We start from the raw sequence: 16,182 nt of genomic DNA, 5'->3' as shown, positions 1-16,182 counted from the left end.
CTAGGAGGACACCCCATGAACATCCGCAAGTTCGCAGTCATTGCCGCATTGGGCTTGTGTACGGCCGGCTCGGCTTGGGCGAAGGACTATAAGGTCGGCCAGATTGAAGTTGACGACCTGTGGGTCCGGGCGTCGGCGCCGGGGCAGTCGAACGGGGCGGGTTATATGGATATCGACAACGACGCCAAGACCGAAGACCGCTTGCTGTCGGTGTCGTCCGACGCCGCCGAGCGTGTCGAGCTGCACACGGTGCAGACCGAGAACGGCGTGTCGAAGATGCGCCAGGTTGAAGGCGGCATCGTCTTGCCCGCAGACAAAGAGGTCAAGCTCAGCCCGGGCGGCTATCACGTCATGTTCATCAAGCTGAAGGCGCCGTTCACCGATGGCGCAACCGTGCCCGCCACGCTGAAGTTCGAAAAGGCGGGTGAAGTGGCGGTGCAGTTCAAGGTCAAGCCGGCCTCGCACAACCCCGGCATGAGCCACGACCACGGCGCGATGAAGCACTGAATCTGATTCCGCCGTTGGCGGAGGAATAAAAAATGGCGGCCCACTGTTTCAGGGGCCGCCATTTTTTTGTGACGCGTCAGGGCTTTGTGACCTGCTTTGGATTTGCAACGCGCGAAGGGGCGCAATGCCCCGCGCGCATCGGCAGAATCAATACAGGCCTTGCTGGCGCATGGCGTCGGCAACCTTGACGAAGCCGGCGATGTTGGCGCCGTCCAGGTAGTTGACGTATTCGCGTTCGCTGTGGCCGTGGCGCACGCAGTTCTCGTGGATGTCGCGCATGATGGCGTGCAGGCGCGCGTCGACTTCTTCGCGCGTCCAGGCCAGGCGGGCCGAGTTCTGGGCCATTTCCAGGCCCGACACGGCCACGCCGCCGGCGTTGGTGGCCTTGCCCGGGGCGTACAGCACGCGGGCGGCGATGAATGCCTTGGCGGCATCCAGCGTGGCTGGCATGTTGGCGCCTTCCGCCACGCACAGCACGCCGTTCTTGATCAGCGTCTGGGCGTCGGCCAATTCCAGTTCGTTCTGGGTTGCGCACGGCAGCGCCACGTCAACCGGCACGTGCCACGGACGCTTGCCCGCTTCGTACTTCAAACCGAATTGCTGGGCGTACGTGTCCAGACGGCCGCGCAGGTCGTTCTTGATGTGCATCAGCGCAACCAGCTTTTCATGCGTGAAGCCGGCTTCGTCGACGACCGTGCCGTTCGAATCCGACACCGTCACCACCTTGGCGCCCAGCGACATGGCCTTTTCGATGGCGTATTGCGCCACGTTGCCCGACCCCGAGACCGAGACACGCAGGCCGTCAAACGACTTGCCCACGCGCTTGAGCATTTCTTCCGCGAAGTAGACGGTGCCGTAGCCGGTGGCTTCGGGGCGGATCAGGCTGCCGCCGAACGTCAGGCCCTTGCCGGTGAAGACGCTGGCCGTGGAGTTCGACAGCTTTTTCATCATGCCGGCCATGAAGCCGACTTCGCGCGCGCCCACGCCGATATCGCCGGCGGGGACGTCGGTGTCCGGACCCAGGTGGCGATACAGCTCAATCATCAGCGCCTGGCAGAAGCGCATGACTTCGGCGTCGGACTTGCCCTTGGGGTCAAAGTCCGAACCGCCCTTGCCGCCGCCCATGGGCAGCGTCGTCAGCGAGTTCTTCAGCGTTTGCTCGAACGCCAGGAACTTCAGGATGGACAGGTTCACCGACGGGTGAAAGCGCATGCCGCCCTTGAACGGGCCAATGGCCGAGCTGTGCTGAATGCGGAAAGCGCGGTTGACCTGGGCGCGGCCCTGGTCATCGGTCCAGCACACGCGGAACTGGATCACTCGTTCCGGCTCCACCAGGCGCTCAAGCAGGGCGTGCTCGGCGTAGTGGGGGTGCTTTTCGATGAACGGCCACAAGCTCAGCATCACCTCCTGGACGGCTTGCATGAATTCAGGCTGCTGCGGGTCGCGCGCGGCGACGCCACGCAGGAAGTCGTCCAGACTCTGCACTTTCAACATGATCTCCTCGGGGGTGCTTCGAATAGGTGCGGATTGCGCCATTGTGGGGCGCTGAATATTTATTCTGGTGCATGAACTGCACCGGCTTGGTGCGCAAGTGTAGGGAAAATTGCTGCCCTGCGCAAAGCTGGAAATGCCGCCAGGCGCTTGATATCAAAAGACTTTTTTCTGATTATTAATGGGGACGTATTAAGGTGTGACGAAGTTGAAAACAAGCTGAAATTCGGCGTGAAAAACACAGGATGCTTGAATTTGCAGGGAAATTTAATATGTCCCCGTTTTAATGGGTCTGGACTGTCGAGCAGAACCGGGGCGTGTACCCCGTAAACAAAGGCTGGTGCAGGGGGTGGTCTTCTTGGTGGCTGTCCAAATTTCTTTCAATACGTCCCCAATATTTATTTGATCTAGGGCAGCTCGGGCATCACACCTGAACAACCGCCAATGCGGCGCCCAGCAGCATCAAGACGACGCCCACCACGCGGTCGACCCCCCGCTGGTGCCCCAGCAACAGGCGGCGCAAGCCGTCTGATGAGATCGACCACGCCACCACGCTGAACCACAGCCAATGTGCGAACGACATGAACAGCCCATAGCCGAACTGCTGCGCCAGCGGCGTGCCGGGCGACACCACCTGGGTATAGGTGCTGATCACGAATAGCGTGGTCTTGGGGTTGAGCGCATTCGTCAGAAAACCGCTGGCCACCGCTTGCCAGGCCGTGATGGCGGGCGGCGCAGACAGGTCCTGGCTGACCGGGGTGCGGTTGAAGAAGGTCTTCCACCCCATGTAGACGAGATAGCAGGCGCCAGCCAGTTTGATGCCCTGCAGCACCGGCTGCGCGTAATGGGCCAAGAGGCTGACCCCGAACATCGTATAGAACACATGGACCTGCACGCCCAGCCCGATGCCCAGCGCGCAGACCAGCCCGGTGCGCCGGCCGAACTGATAGCTGTAACGCGTCACCATGGCAAAGTCCGGCCCCGGGCTGATGACCGCGAGCAGGGTGATGAGGGCGACGGCAATGAGTTCGGTCATGGCGGGCAGAAGCAGGGATATCGGGAAAGGGCGCCCATTGTGTGACCCTGGCGTGGCGGTGAAAAACGATTTTTAATGCCGGATATCCGTCAGAAAAACTCAACAATTGCCATGAAACTGCCCCCGCTCAATTCGCTGCGCGTCTTCGATGCCGCCGCCCGCCATGAAGCGTTTGGCCGTGCTGCTGAAGAGCTGCATGTCACCCATGGCGCAGTCAGCCGTCAAATCAAGCTGCTGGAAGCGGCGCTGGGATTGACGCTGTTCGAACGCCGGAATCGAGCTGTTTTTCTAACCGATGCAGGGCGCCAGCTGCTTGCCGTGACGCAAGGCCTGTTCGAGCAGTTGAGGGCGGGCTTGGCGCAGTTGCAGCAGCCGGACACGGCCGCGCCTCTCGTTGTGTCCTGTGAACCCACGATCGCCATGATGTGGCTGATTCCCCGCCTGCCCGATTTTCAGCGCACCCATCCTGGCGTGCAGGTGCATCTTTACGCGGCGGGTGGCGCGGTCGATTTCGCGGCGCAGGGGGTGGATGTGGCGTTCAGACGCAATGATTTTGAATGGGACGCGGCGCTGCATGCGGAGCGGGTGTGCGATGAATGGACGGGGCCGGTGTGCCGGCCGGGCCGGGAGCGGGCAGCGGATTGGAACGACGGCGTGGCGTTGGGCAGCGCCACGCGCCCGCGCGCGTGGCGGCAATGGGCGCAGGCGGCAGGACGCAAGCCGCCGCGCCGCGCCGGCCTGGTCTATGAGCATTTCTATCTGAGCCTGCAAGCGGCTGCGGCGGGCCTGGGCGTCGCCATCGGTTCGGCGCTGATGGCGCGGGATGCGCTGCGGGATCACCGGTTGGAAGCGCCGTACGGCTTTGTCCGTGATGGGTCCGCGTATTTCCTGCTGTCGCCCCGGCCGTTCGTCAATGATCCACGCGCGGCGGCGTTTCTGGCATGGCTGCGGCAAGAGGCCGAACGGTCGCTGCGTGAGGCGGTGGGCGTTGCTACGCCGGACGCAACCCCGCCCGGCGTGGCTTAGAGCGTGGTGTCGTAGTCGATCGTCAACGGCGCGTGGTCCGAGAAGCGCTCGTCCTTGTAGATGGCGACGTTGCGAGCGCGCGCGGCGATGCCGGGCGTGGCGATCTGGTAATCAATACGCCACCCCACGTTCTTCGCCCAGGCCTGGCCGCGGTTGCTCCACCACGTGTACTGGTCGGGCCGGTCGTCGATGGTGCGGAAAACGTCCACAAAGCCGCGCTTGTCGAACACGTCGGTCAGCCACGCGCGCTCTTCGGGCAAGAAGCCCGAATTCTTCAGGTTGCCCTTCCAGTTCTTCAGGTCGATTTCCTTGTGCGCGATGTTCCAATCGCCACAGATAACGAACTCGCGGCCGGTGGTTTTGTGTTCGTGCATCAAGGCGTCGATCCACGGGCCGAAGCGGTCCAGGAAGCGGTACTTGGCTTGCTGGCGTTCGTCGCCGCTGGAGCCCGAGGGCAGGTAGGCGCTGATCACCGACAGGTTCTTCCAGTCCGCACGGATGATGCGGCCTTCGGGGTCGAATTCATCGCAGCCCAAGCCGATGTTCACGCGTTCGGCCGCGTCGCGCAGGTAGATGCCCACGCCGCTGTAGCCCTTCTTCACCGCGTGATGGAAGTGGCCGGTGTAGCCAGGCGGGTGACGCAGATCGTCAGTCAGATCGGCGTCGGCGATCTTGATTTCCTGAAGGCAAAGGACGTCTGCGGCATGCTTTTCCATCCAGGGTTGCAGGCCCTTGCGAAAGGCGGACCGGATGCCGTTGAGATTGATCGACGTGATGCGCAGCAAAGCGAAACTCCTGTAGAGCGGCCGCCAGGGGCCGGAACAATGCCAGGAATTTAACCGACTCGGCGCGACCGCTCGGGAATAGCCCTGACAACGGATAAAATGCGGGCGTTTGCCATCTTCTACCGGACCTCTCGCATGCCCGCCGCCACCTCTACTGCCACTTCCCTGGATTTTGTCCGCTTTGCCCTGAACGAAGGCGTGCTGCGTTTTGGCAGCTTCAAGGTCAAGTCGGGCCGGATCAGCCCCTATTTCTTCAACGCTGGCCTGTTCAACAGCGGCCGCTCGGTCGGCAAGCTGGCGCAGTTCTACGCCCAGGCGCTGCTGGATTCGGGTGTGGAATTCGACATGTTGTTCGGCCCGGCGTACAAGGGCATCCCGCTGGCCACCGCCACGGCTGTGGCACTGGCCGCGCACCCCGGTATGGACGGCCGTGGCGACGTGCCCTTTGCCTACAACCGCAAGGAAGCCAAGGACCACGGCGAAGGCGGCACGCTGGTCGGCGCACCGCTCAAGGGCAAGGTTGTCATCATTGACGACGTGATCACGGCAGGCACGTCGGTGCGTGAATCGGTGGAAATCATCCGCAACGCGGGTGCAGAACCGGCCGCCGTGCTGATCGCCATGGACCGCATGGAACGCGCCGGCCCCGACGATGCCCTGTCGGCGCACTCGGCCGTGCAGGACGTGGCCAAGACCTACGGCATTCCCGTGGTGGCCATTGCATCCCTGTCGGACATCATGGCGCTGCTGCAAGACGACACGTCGTTCGCGGAAAACCGCGATGCAGTGCAGGCGTACCGCACGAAGTACGGGGTGAAGTAAGGGGCTTCGATTCGGGCCGTGCAGTCGCCGCGCGCCCGGTCAGCCATAGCGCGCCAGCGGTTCGGCGACGCCATGGGGCTGGCCGAGCACGGGTACCCCATGGGCGCGTGCCGCATCGGCCAACTTTCTGTCGAACGTCGCCAAGTCGCCGCCTGACCTGGCTGCAAGCTCAACGTAGGCGGCGTCATAGGCCGTCAAACCGTGCGTGAGTGCAATTTGGTGGATGGCCCACCACTGATCAGCCGTGTGCGGCTGATCAGGCAGCACCGCCAAGCGCTCAAGTGCGGCGACGAAAGCGGCCACTTCATCCGCAGTCACCACCCTCGCCCGCTGTATTCGAAGCATGCCGTTGCCTACCTCGGCATGCCAATGGCGAGGAACGCGTATCTGGAAATGCTGGGCCTGATCCAACAAGTGCCTTGCCATCATGGCCTCGGTGCAATCATTTCGCGCGAGCAACCAGGCGAGCGCGACCGACGCATCCAGTACGGTTTTCATCGCTGGTCCTCGGTTATCCAGGCGCGGACTTGTTCGTCCGAAATGCCCCGGTCCAACGCGAAGCCCCGCAACGCCAAGATGGCGTCGTACATGTCTTCGGTCATATCAGGATTCGCCGGCCGTATGTAGGCACGGGCTTTTCCATCTTTCACGATGACGATACGCGCGCCGCTTTGCGCCGCGGCGATCAACGTATCGAGCTGCTTTGCAACCGCTTCCTGCGGCACTTCGATGTAGTCAGACATCGGGGGGCTCCGATCAAAAATTGGCCATCCCCATTCTTCGCAAAATAAAAGGCCGCGGCAATGTGCCGCGGCCTTTTATCAGACTGATCCCCGTTGGGGCTGTCAGTTGTCGAGCTTCTGCTTGAGCAGGTCGTTCACTTGCTGCGGGTTGGCCTTGCCGCGAGCGGCCTTCATGATCTGGCCTACCAGCGAATTGAACGCCTTTTGCTTGCCGGCCCGGTACTCTTCCACGATCGCCGGGTTGGCGGCCAGCACCTCATCGATCATGGCGCCGATGGCGCCCGTGTCGCTGATCTGCTTCAAGCCGCGCGCGTCGATGATGGCGTCGGCATCCCCGCCGTTTTCACCCGCCCACATCGCACCGAAAACTTCGCGGGCGATCTTGTTGGAGATCGTGCCGTCGATGATGCGGCCAATCAGGGCAGCCAATGCCGGTGCTTGCACGGGCGAATCGGCGATGCTCTTTTCGTCCTTGTTCAAGGCGGCGGCGACTTCACCCATGACCCAGTTCGCGGCCAGCTTGGCTTGGCCCGCCGGCAGCGCGTGCGCCACGGCTTCGAAGTAAGCGGCCAGATCGCGGCTGACGGTCAGTTGCGCGGCGTCGTAGGCGGGCAGGCCGTATTGCGTTTCGAAGCGGGCGCGCTGGGCGGCCGGCAGTTCGGGCATCGCGGCGCGCACTTCGTCCACCCACGCGCTGGAAATCACCAGCGTGGGCAGGTCGGGGTCCGGGAAGTAGCGGTAGTCGTGCGCGTCTTCCTTGCTGCGCATGCTGCGCGTTTCGTCGCGGTCGGCGTCGTACAGACGCGTTTCCTGCACAACCGTGCCGCCGTCTTCGATCAGCTCGATCTGGCGGCGCGCTTCGTAAACGATGGCGCGTTCCAGGAAGCGGAACGAGTTGACGTTCTTGATCTCGGTGCGGGTGCCGAATTCCTTCTGGCCCACCGGGCGCACGGAGACGTTGGCGTCGCAGCGGAACGAGCCTTCCTGCATGTTGCCGTCGCAGATGCCCAGCCAGACCACCAGGCTGTGCAGCGCGCGGGCGTAGGACACGGCTTCGGCGGCCGAGCGCATTTCGGGCTCGGTCACGATTTCCAGCAGCGGCGTGCCGGCGCGGTTCAGGTCGATGCCGCTGGCAGGCGACCCGTTGGCCAGCGTGAAGTCGTCGTGCAGCGATTTGCCGGCGTCTTCTTCAAGGTGGGCGCGCGTCAGGTTGATGGTCTTTTCTTCTTCGCCGACGAAGAACGACAGCGTGCCGCCGACAACCACCGGCAGCTCGTATTGGCTGATCTGGTAGCCCTTGGGCAGGTCGGGGTAGAAGTAGTTCTTGCGCGCAAAGACCGAGCGCGGCGCGATGGTCGCACCCACGGCCAGACCGAAGCGGATGGCGCGTTCCGCCGCACCGCGGTTCATGACCGGCAGGCTGCCCGGCAAGGCCAGGTCAACCACGTTGGCATGCGTGTTGGGCGCGGCGCCGAATTGCGTGCTGCTACCCGAAAAAATCTTGGAGTCGGTGGAAAGCTGGGTGTGCGTTTCCAGGCCGATGACGATTTCCCAGTTCATTATCTGTAGTTCCAATCAGTAGTGCCGCAGCGCTGCGGCGCCGGGCCGCCCCAAACGCAGGCAGCCCCCTTTGGGGGCAGCGAGCGAAGTGAGCGTGGGGGCATCATCAGAGCGGAGACCGCTTGTGCCAGTCGGTGACTTGTTGGTAGCGGTCGGCGATGGCCAACAGGCGGCCTTCGTCGAAGTAGTTGCCAATGATCTGCAAACCGACCGGGCGCTTGCCGTTGTCGCCGCCGAAGCCGCACGGGATCGACATCGCGGGCAGGCCGGCCAGGCTCACGCCCAGCGTGTAGATGTCGGCCAGCCAGTCGGCCGTGGGGTCGTCGCGGTTGTCGCCGATGTTCTTGGCGACCGTCGGCGTGACCGGGCCCATGATCACGTCGCACTGGCCGGCGTAGGCGCGCTGGAAGTCTTGCGCGATCAGGCGGCGCAGGCGTTGCGCTTGCAAGTAGTAGGCGTCGTAGTAGCCGTGCGACAGCACGTAGGTGCCGATCAGGATGCGGCGCTTGACCTCGTCGCCGAAGCCTTCGGCGCGCGAGCGGCTGATCATCTCGTTCAGGTCGCCGTACTGCTCGGTGCGGTGGCCGTAGCGCACGCCGTCGTAGCGAGCCAGATTGCTGGACGCTTCGGCCGGGGCGATGACGTAGTAGGCCGGGATGGCGAGTTCCGTGCGCGGCAGCGACACGGGCACGCGCACGGCGCCCAGCGCTTCGAATTGGGCCAGCGCGGCTTCCACCGCGGCGGCCACATCGGCGGCCAGACCGGCGCCGAAATATTCTTCCGGCACGCCGATGCGCAGGCCCTTCAGGGGCTGGCTGCCAGCGGCGTCAAACGAGGCCTGAACCGAGTCGAAATCGCGGCGGACGCGGCCGGGTTCGTTCACGGCGGCGTCGCACTTTTCCAGGCTGGTGGCATCACGCGGATCGAAGCCGCTGACGACGTCCAGCAGTTCGAGCAGGTCGCGGCTGCTTTGCGCCAGGGGGCCGGCCTGATCCAGGCTGGAACCGAAGGCGACCATGCCAAAGCGCGACACCGTGCCGTAAGTCGGTTTGATGCCGCTGACGCCGCACAGCGCGGCGGGCTGGCGCACCGAGCCGCCGGTGTCGGTGCCGGTGGCGGCGGCGACCAGGCGGGCGGCCACAGCTGCTGCCGAACCACCCGACGATCCGCCCGGAACCGCAGCGTGATCCCAGGGGTTCTTCACGACGCCGTAGGCCGAATTCTCGTTGCCGGAACCCATGGCGAATTCGTCGCAGTTCAGCTTGCCGATGGACACGGCGCCAGCCGCGCTCAGGCGCTCGACGACGGTGGCGTCAAACGGGCTGACGTAGCCCTCCAGCATCTTGCTGCCAGCGGTGGTGCGCCAGCCGCGCGTCACGAACGCGTCTTTGTGGGCGATGGGCACACCGGCCAACGGGCCGGCCGAGCCATCGGCCAGCGCGGCGTCGGCGGCGCGGGCCTGGGCCAGCGTCAATTCAGCGTCAATATGTAAAAAGCAATTCAGGCCGCTGGCCGCGTCGGCGGCCGCGAGCGCGCTTTGCGCAAGCTCGACGGCGCTGACCTGGCGTTGGGCGAGGGCCGCGCGCAAGGCGGCGATCCCCTCGAATTGGGTATGCAAGGCGGGTTTGGTCATGGCTTAATCCAGCACTTTCGGGACCAGGAACAAGCCTTCCTGGGCGTCGGGGGCATTGGCCAGAAGTTCCTGGCGGCGGGCTTCCGAGCTGGTCTCGGTCACGGCGTCTTCACGCAGGCGCAGCACAATGTCCTCATGGGCGGACAGGGGGTGAGCCAGGGGTTCGACGCCTTGGGTGTCGACGGACTGAAGCCGTTCGATCAGGTGGAGGATGCCGTTAAGTTCGGCCTGCGCAAGCGTGCGCTGGTCGGGGGTCAGTTCGATTCTGGCCAGCCGGGCAATGCGGGCCACATCTGTGTCATTGAGCGCCATAGGGATTGCAAAATCGATAAGCGAAGGCCGAAGGGCGGGACTGGGCAGTATGTACGCACCAATACCGTTACAAAGCTTGAATAGCCTGCATTTATGCGCTATTTCCGGTGAAATTATAAGTTATGATTCACGGTTTAATCGCCGTGATGACAGGCGGACCCGACCTTTTTCGGGCCAAACGCCCCGCGGCATGAACCCAATTCCCCCCAGAATTTAGCTGAGCTCCCATGTTCGGATTCCTGCGCAGTTATTTTTCCAGCGATATGGCGATTGACCTCGGTACCGCCAATACGCTGATTTACGTCCGCGGCAAGGGCATCGTGCTCGATGAGCCCTCCGTGGTCGCAATCCGTCATGAAGGCGGGCCTCACGGCAAAAAGATCATCCAGGCCGTCGGCCACGAAGCCAAGCAAATGCTTGGCCGAGTTCCCGGCAATATCGAGGCCATTCGGCCCATGAAGGATGGCGTTATCGCCGACTTCACGGTCACCGAACAGATGCTCAAACAGTTCATTCGCATGGTGCACCCCCGCAACATGCTGGCACCCAGTCCGCGCATTATCGTCTGCGTGCCTTGCGGCTCGACCCAGGTCGAACGCCGCGCCATTCGCGAATCCGCGTTGGGCGCGGGCGCGTCCCACGTCTTCCTGATCGAAGAACCCATGGCCGCGGCCATCGGCGCCGGCCTGGCCGTGTCCGATGCCAGCGGCTCCATGGTCGTCGACATCGGCGGCGGCACCACGGAAGTGGCCGTCATCTCGCTGGGCGGCATGGTCTACAAGGGCTCGGTGCGCGTGGGCGGTGACAAGTTCGACGAGGCCATCGTCAACTACATCCGCCGCAACTACGGCATGCTGATCGGCGAACCCACCGCCGAACTGATCAAGAAGGAAATCGGTTCCGCATTCCCGGGTTCCGAAGTCCGCGAAATCGAAGTCAAGGGCCGCAATCTGGCCGAAGGCGTGCCGCGCAGCTTCACGGTCTCTTCCAATGAGATCCTGGAATCGCTGACCGATCCGCTGAACCAGATCGTATCCGCTGTGAAGATCGCCCTTGAGCAAACTCCGCCCGAACTCGGCGCCGACATCACCGACAAGGGCATCGCCCTGACCGGTGGCGGCGCGCTGCTGCGCGATCTCGATCGCCTGCTTCAGGAAGAAACCGGTCTGCCCGTCGTGGTGGCCGATGATCCCCTGACCTGCGTCGTGCGCGGTTGCGGCGAGGCGCTGGAACACCTTGAGAAACTGGGCGCCATCTTCATCAACGACTAATACCGCCCGCCAGCCCGGAGCCCCGCTTTTTTCCGGCTCCGGCCGCTGCGGTGGCTACGGACGCGGGCGTCCGGGCTGAGATTCATGCAACGACAAGGGACTCCTCCCCTATTCAGGCGCGGCCCACCTGCGGAGGTGCGGCTGGTCGTTCTGGTCGTCCTTGCTTTGGCCCTGATCATCATTGATTCGCAATTTCGCATGCTGGAACCAGCACGCCGTGCGATGTCCGTGGCGATTTACCCCTTCCAGCGCGCCGTCATGGCGCCGCGTGACCTTGTGCAACAGGTCAACGAATGGGTCAACGCGGCCAACCTTATCCGCAGTGAAAACGAAGCCTTGCAGCGCCAGCGTATCGAGCTGGCCCAGGTGGCGTCGCATGCTGCCCAATTGGCCGCCGAAAACGCGCAATTGCGCCGTCTGCTGGGTGTGACCGATACCGTGGCGCAATCGGCGGTGGTGGTCGAAGTGATGTACGAACCCACCAACGCGTTCACGCAGCGGCTGGTGTTCAACAAGGGCAGCAAAGCCGGCCTGGCGCCGGGCATGCCCGTCATCGACGAAGGCGGGGTGGTCGGCCAGATCGTTCGCGTGACGCCGATGACGGCCGAAGCCGCGCTGGTCACCGATGAGCAAGTGTCCATCCCTGTGCAACTGCTGCGCAACGGCCTGCGCCTGATTGCCTTTGGCGGCAACTCGCCCGGCAAGATGGAAGTCCGTTACCTTGCCGCCAATGCGGACATCAAGGAAGGGGATACTATCGTTACCAGCGGCGTCGGCGGTTTGTTCCCTGCCGGCCTGCCCGTGGCCAAAGTGACCTCGGTTGAACGCGATACCGCTTCTGGTTTCGCCCGCGCCGTGTGTGAACCGCTGGCCCATCCCGAACGCTATCGCCACTTCCTGGTGCTCCAGGTAGATGTGGCCCGCGCCGAGTCCAACCGTCAGGAGGTCGATTCCGGTGGATCGGACTAATCAATCGCAACCCAGGCGCCGCCTGGGTACGCCCAGCAATGTGCACCCCGACCGCCTGTCTGGTCCGGCGCACGGCGTGTTCGTCTGGGGCACGCTGCTGCTGGTGTGGCTGGTGTCGTTGCTGCCGTGGCGCTTGTGGCAAGGCGCGCCCGATGTGCTGCTGCTGATCATCGCCTTCTGGTGCGTGCACGAGCCGCGCCGCGTCGGCTTGTTCACGGCCTTCTTCTTCGGCTTGCTGATGGATGTGCACGATGCGGGCTTGCTCGGCGAGCACGCGTTGTCCTACACCCTGGTCGCCTATGGCGCCGTGGTGCTGCACCGCCGGCTGCAACGGTTCGACCTCTGGAGCCAGGCGATGCACATGTTGCCTGTCTTCTTCATCGCCCGTTTCCTGACCCAGATCATTCACGCCTGGCTGGCCGGCAAATGGCCGGGCTGGGACTGGACGATCAGCGTGGCCATCACCGCCGCCCTGTGGCCGTTGGCGGGTTGGGTCCTGCACTTGCCGCAGCGCGGTGCCGACGACGCCGAATCTTCCTCCGCCTGATGGCGGCGTCGCCTCATGTTTGAATTCAAGAAAACCGGCCAGCAGCAAAAGCAGCGCTTCCGCCTGCGTGCCTGGGTGGGCGGCGTGTTCGCCCTGGCGTGTTTCGGCGTGCTGGTGGGCCGGTTCTGGTACTTGCAGGTGGACCGCTACGAAGGCCTGTCTGAACGCGCCGACCGCAACCGCATCGCGGTGGTGCCAATTCCGCCGCGCCGCGGCGAGATCCTGGACCGCAATGGCGAAGTGCTGGCGCGCAACTACCGCACCTATACGCTGGAAGTGGTGCCCGCCCACGCCGGCAACATGAACGAGTTGTTCGAACGCCTGACCGAAGTGGTCTATATCAGCCCGTCCGATCAGCGGCGCTTCAAGCGGCGCGCGGCGGAGTCCAGCCGCTACGCCAGCCTGCAACTGCGCAACAACCTGAACGAGACCGAAGCCGCCTGGTTCGCCGCGCACGCGTTCCAGTTTCCGGGCGTTGAGCTGCGCGCGCGCTGGGTGCGCGAATATCCGCAGGGCGTATCTGCCGCGCACGTGGTGGGCTATATCGGCCGCATCGCCGAAGGCGACAACGAAGAGCTGGAACGCGCCGGCCAGCTGGGCAACTATCGCGGCACCGATGTCATCGGCAAGAAGGGCATCGAGAAAACCTGGGAAGAACAACTGCACGGCCGCACCGGCTTGGAAGAAGTCGAAGTCACCGCAGGCGGCCGCCCCATGCGCACGTTGCGCCGCATCGACCCGGTGCCCGGGTCGGACATCATGCTGTCCATCGACCTGGGCTTGCAGAAGGTGGCGGAAGAAGCCTTCGAAGGCCAGCGTGGCGCGCTTGTCGCCATCGACCCGGACACGGGTGAAGTGCTGGCCTTTGTGTCGCAACCGTCGTTTGACCCCAATCTGTTCGTGGACGGCATCGACGTGGACAACTGGCGCATGCTGAATGAATCGCCGGACCACCCGCTGATCAACCGTCCCCTGTACGGCACGTACCCCATCGGCTCCACCTACAAGCCCTTCGTCGGCCTGGCCGCCCTGGAACTGGGCAAGCGCCGCGCGACGGATCGCATTTCGGACCCGGGCTACTACGAATTTGGCGGACAGAAATTCCGCAACGCGGGTGGCGCGGCCTACGGCATGACCGACATGCACAAGGCCATCGTTGTGTCGTCCGACACGTATTTCTATTCGCTCGGCCCCGAGATCGGCGTGAACGCGCTGCACGATTTCACCAAGCAATTCGGCTTTGGCCAGATCACCGGCATCGACCTGGAAGGCGAGAAGCGTGGCGTGCTGCCGTCCACCGACTGGAAGCGTTCGGCTTACAAGGACAAGGACCGCCAGCGCTGGTATGCAGGCGAAACCATTTCGGTTGCCGTGGGCCAGGGCTACAACGCGTTCACGCTGTTGCAGCTGGCGCAAGGCACGTCGACGCTGGCCAACAACGGCCTGTTTCGCCGTCCGCATCTGGTGCACGCGGTGCGCGACCCGCGCTCCGGCGTGGCCAAGCCCACCGAGTCCACCCCTGATTACCGTATTCCGTTGAAGCAGGCGAACGTGGACGTCATCAAGAACGCGATGGCGGACGTGGTGCGTGCCGGCACGGCGCGCCGCGCCTTCGCCAACGCACCATACCAAGCCGCCGGCAAGACCGGCACCGCGCAGGTGTTCAGCCTGCGCGGCGGCCACTACCGCGCCAGCGCCATCGACGAACGCCTGCGCGATCACGCCTTGTTCATGGGCTTCGCACCGCTTGAGCACCCGCGCATCGCGGTGTCGTTGATTGTCGAAAACGCGGGCTGGGGCGCGAGCGTGGCCGCGCCTGTGGCGCGCAAGGTATTCGACTATTGGCTGGCCAAAGACCGGCAGGACAAGATCGTGCGGCCCGACCGCAGTGACCCCCTGGCGTCGGTCGAGACCATTACCTCCGACGTGGTGCGCCAATAATGAAGCGCTTGGGCCTTATCCTGTTACGCGTGTTCACGGCATTTGATTGGCCGCTGCTGGCCATCTTGCTGATGTTCGCCGCGCTGGGCCTGACCGTGATGCATTCCGCCGTGGGCGGCACGGACTGGCGTTTCGCCGAGCAGTCGCGCAATTTCATCATCGCGTTTTTCGCGATGTGGACGATGGCGCTGATCCCGCCAAAGTGGCTGATGAAGCTGGCCTTGCCGTTTTACGTGGTGGGCGTGGTGCTGCTGCTGGGCGTGGAGTTCTTTGGCGAAACCAGCAAGGGCGCGACCCGCTGGCTGAACCTGGGCGTAACGCGCATCCAGCCATCCGAGATGATGAAGATCGCCGTGCCGATGATGCTGGCCTGGTACTTCCAGCGCCACGAGGGCGCGGTGCGCATCCGCGACTTCCTGGCCGCCGCCGCGATGCTTGCCGCCCCATTCGGCCTGATCGTGCTTCAACCCGACCTGGGCACGGCGTTGCTGGTGTTCGGCGCCGGTTTCTTCGTGATCTACTTCGCCGGCCTGTCGTTCAAGCTGCTGGTGCCGGTGATGCTGGCCGGCATCATCGCGATTGGCACGCTGGTTTACTACGAAGACCAGTTGTGCGAACCGGACGTGAATTGGGTGGTGCTGCACGACTACCAAAAGCACCGGGTCTGCACGCTGCTGAATCCTAGTTCTGACCCACTGGGTAAGGGCTTCCATACGATCCAATCAATGATCGCGGTGGGTTCGGGCGGCGTGTACGGCAAGGGCTACATGAAGGGCACGCAGACACACCTGGACTTCATCCCCGAGCGCACGACAGACTTCATTTTCGCGGTGTACGCCGAGGAATTCGGCCTGTACGGCGGCATTGCCATCCTGGTGCTGTACGGTCTGATGATGGCCCGCGGCCTGACCATCGCATCGCGCGCAGCGTCGCAGTTCGGACGGCTGTTGTCGGGGGCGCTGACGATGATGCTATTCATCTACGTCTTCGTAAACGTCGGCATGGTGACGGGGATTTTGCCTGTCGTCGGTGTGCCGTTGCCGTTCATGAGTTATGGGGGGACGGCGTTGTTTACGATGGGGATCGCGTTCGGAATCATGATGAGTATTAGCCGGCATCGGTCAGTTAAGGCTTGATTGTTTGGCGGCGGTCGTTGATCTTCGTGGGTCGGTTGTAGGCCTTTCGTAGATTGGCTGGAGAGCTTCGTGGGTCAGTCGTCGAGCTTCGTAGGTCAGTCGTAGAGCTTCGTAGGTCGCCCGTCGTCGCGGTGGCCCTGCCTGCGCGCGCCCACGATTGCGGTCCGGAGCCTTCGCTCCGGACGTCCCCCTCGTCATCTTCGTCCAGGCCTTTGGCCTTCCCTTCAGATTCCCTCGGGCGCATCGAGGTTGCGCGCAGTCAGGGCCACCGCGCCGACGGGCTGCCGCCGTCTTGGTTCGTAGCGCTGCTAGGGTGTGCCTTAGTGACGAGTGCTGCGGGGCCCGCCGAGTGGCGGCCGCGCGGGCGGCCTTACTCGGCATACGCGGTGGTGGGCGTTTGCGC

16 protein-coding genes are annotated in these 16,182 nt (G+C 63.7%); 8 read left to right on the top strand and 8 right to left on the bottom strand.

What is annotated here, in order from left to right; translation table 11 throughout:
* Positions 1–15 precede the first annotated feature (15 nt).
* Positions 16–507, top strand: a complete 492-nt coding sequence (locus HV765_RS15850; protein WP_054420694.1) for a copper chaperone PCu(A)C — start codon at positions 16–18, stop codon at positions 505–507.
* A gap of 147 nt (positions 508–654) precedes the next feature.
* On the opposite strand, the gene gdhA is transcribed toward HV765_RS15850, so the two are convergent.
* The gene (gdhA, locus tag HV765_RS15845; protein WP_054420693.1) at positions 655–2,001 is read right to left on the bottom strand and encodes an NADP-specific glutamate dehydrogenase; all 1,347 of its coding nucleotides are present in this window, start codon (positions 1,999–2,001) and stop codon (positions 655–657) included.
* 421 nt (positions 2,002–2,422) lie between these two features.
* On the bottom strand, positions 2,423–3,034 hold the full coding sequence (locus HV765_RS15840) for a LysE family translocator (RefSeq protein WP_175170312.1): 612 nt from the start codon (positions 3,032–3,034) through the stop codon (positions 2,423–2,425).
* A gap of 111 nt (positions 3,035–3,145) precedes the next feature.
* Between HV765_RS15840 and HV765_RS15835 the strand changes: the two genes are divergently transcribed.
* Positions 3,146–4,060 carry a LysR substrate-binding domain-containing protein gene (locus HV765_RS15835; protein WP_175170311.1) on the top strand — a complete coding sequence of 305 codons (915 nt, stop codon included), beginning with the start codon at positions 3,146–3,148 and terminating at the stop codon, positions 4,058–4,060.
* Here HV765_RS15835 and HV765_RS15830 read toward each other — a convergent pair.
* On the bottom strand, positions 4,057–4,845 hold the full coding sequence (locus tag HV765_RS15830; protein WP_054420691.1) for an exodeoxyribonuclease III: 789 nt from the start codon (positions 4,843–4,845) through the stop codon (positions 4,057–4,059). The two genes, HV765_RS15835 and HV765_RS15830, sit on opposite strands and share 4 nt — an antisense overlap.
* A 99-nt stretch (positions 4,846–4,944) precedes the next feature.
* On the opposite strand from HV765_RS15830, the gene pyrE reads away from it, so the two are divergent.
* Entirely contained in the window at positions 4,945–5,667 is a 723-nt protein-coding gene (gene pyrE, locus HV765_RS15825) for an orotate phosphoribosyltransferase (RefSeq protein ID WP_156336313.1), read from the top strand.
* A gap of 39 nt (positions 5,668–5,706) precedes the next feature.
* On the opposite strand, the gene HV765_RS15820 is transcribed toward pyrE, so the two are convergent.
* The 5 genes from HV765_RS15820 to gatC all read right to left on the bottom strand — a co-directional run bounded on the left by HV765_RS15820 (position 5,707) and on the right by gatC (position 9,915).
* A complete protein-coding gene (locus HV765_RS15820) occupies positions 5,707–6,165 on the bottom strand; it encodes a type II toxin-antitoxin system VapC family toxin (RefSeq protein WP_054420690.1) in 459 nt (152 codons plus the stop codon).
* Positions 6,162–6,410, bottom strand: a complete 249-nt coding sequence (locus HV765_RS15815) for a hypothetical protein (protein WP_054420689.1) — start codon at positions 6,408–6,410, stop codon at positions 6,162–6,164. The genes HV765_RS15820 and HV765_RS15815 overlap by 4 nt, the downstream gene beginning before the upstream one ends.
* Positions 6,411–6,512: 102 nt before the next feature.
* Positions 6,513–7,970, bottom strand: a complete 1,458-nt coding sequence (gene gatB, locus HV765_RS15810; protein WP_054420688.1) for an Asp-tRNA(Asn)/Glu-tRNA(Gln) amidotransferase subunit GatB — start codon at positions 7,968–7,970, stop codon at positions 6,513–6,515.
* A gap of 106 nt (positions 7,971–8,076) precedes the next feature.
* The gene (gene gatA / locus HV765_RS15805; RefSeq protein WP_175170310.1) at positions 8,077–9,603 is read right to left on the bottom strand and encodes an Asp-tRNA(Asn)/Glu-tRNA(Gln) amidotransferase subunit GatA; all 1,527 of its coding nucleotides are present in this window, start codon (positions 9,601–9,603) and stop codon (positions 8,077–8,079) included.
* Positions 9,604–9,606: 3 nt separating this feature from the next.
* Positions 9,607–9,915 carry an Asp-tRNA(Asn)/Glu-tRNA(Gln) amidotransferase subunit GatC gene (gene gatC / locus HV765_RS15800; protein WP_054420686.1) on the bottom strand — a complete coding sequence of 103 codons (309 nt, stop codon included), beginning with the start codon at positions 9,913–9,915 and terminating at the stop codon, positions 9,607–9,609.
* A 227-nt stretch (positions 9,916–10,142) separates the two neighbouring features.
* On the opposite strand from gatC, the gene HV765_RS15795 reads away from it, so the two are divergent.
* From HV765_RS15795 to rodA, 5 genes are all read left to right on the top strand, one after another.
* Positions 10,143–11,186 carry a rod shape-determining protein gene (locus HV765_RS15795; RefSeq protein WP_006216320.1) on the top strand — a complete coding sequence of 348 codons (1,044 nt, stop codon included), beginning with the start codon at positions 10,143–10,145 and terminating at the stop codon, positions 11,184–11,186.
* Between the two features lie 84 nt (positions 11,187–11,270).
* Positions 11,271–12,155 (top strand): rod shape-determining protein MreC, encoded by an 885-nt coding sequence (mreC, locus tag HV765_RS15790; RefSeq protein ID WP_054420685.1) that lies wholly within the window; start codon positions 11,271–11,273, stop codon positions 12,153–12,155.
* Positions 12,142–12,702, top strand: coding sequence for a rod shape-determining protein MreD (gene mreD / locus HV765_RS15785; protein WP_054420684.1), 561 nt, complete (start codon positions 12,142–12,144; stop codon positions 12,700–12,702). The genes mreC and mreD overlap by 14 nt, the downstream gene beginning before the upstream one ends.
* A 15-nt stretch (positions 12,703–12,717) precedes the next feature.
* The gene (gene mrdA / locus HV765_RS15780) at positions 12,718–14,643 is read left to right on the top strand and encodes a penicillin-binding protein 2 (protein WP_054420683.1); all 1,926 of its coding nucleotides are present in this window, start codon (positions 12,718–12,720) and stop codon (positions 14,641–14,643) included.
* Entirely contained in the window at positions 14,643–15,779 is a 1,137-nt protein-coding gene (gene rodA / locus HV765_RS15775; RefSeq protein ID WP_054420682.1) for a rod shape-determining protein RodA, read from the top strand. The genes mrdA and rodA overlap by 1 nt, the downstream gene beginning before the upstream one ends.
* Positions 15,780–16,182: the final 403 nt, after the last annotated feature.

It is taken from the genome of Achromobacter kerstersii, assembly GCF_902859595.1.
GTDB lineage: Bacteria > Pseudomonadota > Gammaproteobacteria > Burkholderiales > Burkholderiaceae_B > Achromobacter > Achromobacter kerstersii.
This window is presented reverse-complemented; position numbering and strand designations above follow the sequence as displayed.

Coding starts and splice junctions, on each gene's coding strand:
- gatB (WP_054420688.1), bottom strand. CDS start 7,970: ATGAACTGGGAAATCGTCATCGGCCTGGAAACGCACACCCAGCTTTCC.
- gatA (WP_175170310.1), bottom strand. CDS start 9,603: ATGACCAAACCCGCCTTGCATACCCAATTCGAGGGGATCGCCGCCTTG.
- rodA (WP_054420682.1), top strand. CDS start 14,643: ATGAAGCGCTTGGGCCTTATCCTGTTACGCGTGTTCACGGCATTTGAT.
- HV765_RS15850 (WP_054420694.1), top strand. CDS start 16: ATGAACATCCGCAAGTTCGCAGTCATTGCCGCATTGGGCTTGTGTACG.
- pyrE (WP_156336313.1), top strand. CDS start 4,945: ATGCGGGCGTTTGCCATCTTCTACCGGACCTCTCGCATGCCCGCCGCC.
- HV765_RS15795 (WP_006216320.1), top strand. CDS start 10,143: ATGTTCGGATTCCTGCGCAGTTATTTTTCCAGCGATATGGCGATTGAC.
- HV765_RS15815 (WP_054420689.1), bottom strand. CDS start 6,410: ATGTCTGACTACATCGAAGTGCCGCAGGAAGCGGTTGCAAAGCAGCTC.
- HV765_RS15835 (WP_175170311.1), top strand. CDS start 3,146: ATGAAACTGCCCCCGCTCAATTCGCTGCGCGTCTTCGATGCCGCCGCC.
- HV765_RS15820 (WP_054420690.1), bottom strand. CDS start 6,165: ATGAAAACCGTACTGGATGCGTCGGTCGCGCTCGCCTGGTTGCTCGCG.
- gatC (WP_054420686.1), bottom strand. CDS start 9,915: ATGGCGCTCAATGACACAGATGTGGCCCGCATTGCCCGGCTGGCCAGA.
- mrdA (WP_054420683.1), top strand. CDS start 12,718: ATGTTTGAATTCAAGAAAACCGGCCAGCAGCAAAAGCAGCGCTTCCGC.
- HV765_RS15840 (WP_175170312.1), bottom strand. CDS start 3,034: ATGACCGAACTCATTGCCGTCGCCCTCATCACCCTGCTCGCGGTCATC.
- gdhA (WP_054420693.1), bottom strand. CDS start 2,001: ATGTTGAAAGTGCAGAGTCTGGACGACTTCCTGCGTGGCGTCGCCGCG.
- mreC (WP_054420685.1), top strand. CDS start 11,271: ATGCAACGACAAGGGACTCCTCCCCTATTCAGGCGCGGCCCACCTGCG.